The sequence below is a fragment of the Dietzia sp. CW19 genome (genome assembly GCF_014145265.1).
Taxonomy (GTDB): Bacteria; Actinomycetota; Actinomycetes; order Mycobacteriales; family Mycobacteriaceae; genus Dietzia; species Dietzia natronolimnaea.
The window spans coordinates 1-1,673 of record NZ_JAALEE010000486.1; the positions used below are offsets into that span (position 1 = coordinate 1).

The 1,673-nt window shown below is 71.5% G+C and carries 2 protein-coding genes and 1 pseudogene; 2 read left to right on the top strand and 1 reads right to left on the bottom strand.

Going from position 1 to position 1,673, the window contains the following annotated elements:
- Positions 1–248, bottom strand: a pseudogene (locus tag G6021_RS13855) (hypothetical protein); the annotation flags it as partial.
- Positions 249–454: 206 nt separating this feature from the next.
- Between G6021_RS13855 and sigE the strand changes: the two are divergent.
- Positions 455–1,078, top strand: a complete 624-nt coding sequence (gene sigE, locus G6021_RS13860) for an RNA polymerase sigma factor SigE (protein ID WP_179525588.1) — start codon at positions 455–457, stop codon at positions 1,076–1,078.
- Positions 1,079–1,333: 255 nt separating this feature from the next.
- Positions 1,334–1,600 carry a hypothetical protein gene (locus G6021_RS13865; protein ID WP_344393342.1) on the top strand — a complete coding sequence of 89 codons (267 nt, stop codon included), beginning with the start codon at positions 1,334–1,336 and terminating at the stop codon, positions 1,598–1,600.
- Positions 1,601–1,673: the final 73 nt, after the last annotated feature.

Consider the following 1,673-nt stretch of genomic DNA (forward strand, 5'->3'; position numbering starts at 1 on the left):
GCCGCCAGGATCGCCAGGGCGGGCACGCCGGGAGCGGGCGAGATGCACACCGCGGTGCGGGCTCCGGTCAGTCGGGCGACCAGCCGGATCACCTCGGCGGTCAGCGCGTCCGGAGAGGCGGCACCCAGTTCGGCCGCGTCCGCACGGGCGGGGGCGTAGAGCGAGTCGTCGACCAGATCGGAGCTGCGGCGCGCGAGGTCGGCGAGCCGGGAACGGTCGGAGGCGGGGACGTCAGTCGAATCGGACACCCGAGCAGCGTATCGCCGCGCACGCGGACGACGTGTCCAACGCGCGGTGATCGGATCGGTATGAGACTCTCAGGGGGATCTCAGTACGGGTATACCGTGAGGACAGCCCGATGAGAGAGGGTGGGCACACGTCGTTCCACGAGGGGGCGACGGAACACCGCGCGGACGACTTGCGAGAAGCCCGCGCCGGAAGGCGGCGGCAGCGCATGTACTCGCAGACGGTGCACGAGACGGCGATCGCTCCCGGCGGTGACCACGACGAGGCGGTCGGTACCGCCCGCTTCGACGCGAGTGGTGACGCCGCCGACATGCCCTCCTGGTCCCAGCTCGTCGCCCAGCACGGGGACAGGGTCTACCGGCTCGCATTCCGGCTCTGCGGCAACGCCCACGACGCGGAGGACATCACCCAGGAGGCGTTCATCCGGGTGTTCAGGTCCCTGGACAAGTACAAGCCGGGCACCTTCGAGGGATGGATGCACCGGATCGTCACCAACCTCTTCCTCGACATGGCGCGGCGTCGGTCTCGCATCCGCTTCGAGGCGCTCCCGGAGGACGCCGAGCGGGTGCCGGGTCGTGAGCGCAGTCCGGAGCAGGTCCTGTCGGAGGAGACCTTCGACCCGGTCCTGCAGACCGCCCTGGCCAACCTCTCCCCGGAGTTCCGCGCGGCGGTGGTGCTGTGCGACATCGAGGACCTCAGCTACGAGGAGGTCGGCCGGATCCTCGGGGTCAAGATGGGGACGGTCCGCAGCCGCATCCACCGGGGTCGTTCCGCGTTGCGTGCCGAGCTCGAGGCGGCCGGTGTGACCGGGGTCCACCAGAGCGTCGACTGATCCCCCCGGGAGCTCCCGGGAACCACCGGAGTATCCCGTGCGTTGATCATCCCGGGCGGTCAGAGCCCGGCCCCGAGGGCAGACGGACGAGGAGGCGCGAGGGTGGACCGACACCAGTCAGGACGCGGGTCCACTCCCGAGTACCGGTTGTCGCGGGACTCGGTCCGTGAGGTCGCCGGGAGTACGCCACCCCCTCGATCAGAACCGCACTTCCTCTCCACCGACCACCTCTCCACCGAGGCGGCGGCAGCGTACGTGGACGGCTGCCTCCCGCCCGCGGGACAGGTCCGCGCGGACGCCCACCTCGCTCTGTGCCCGCAGTGTCGACGCGAGGTGGCCGAACAACAGGACGCACGTCGCGCTCTCCGGGGATCCGGGCCGATCCACATGCCCGGTGATCTGCGGGAGCGCCTCCGCCTCCTCGGGGAGGAGCCGACCCGGGAACCCACAGGCGCCCCGGTGCCCCCGCCCGGGAGCAGGTGGTCGAGGCTCCTGCGCCGCCTGCGTTCGTCCGGCCGTTAGGCTGGGGCGCGTGGAGGACGAGACTGGTGTGCCCGGACCGGCGGAACGGGACGTCGACCCCGACCGGCCGCTC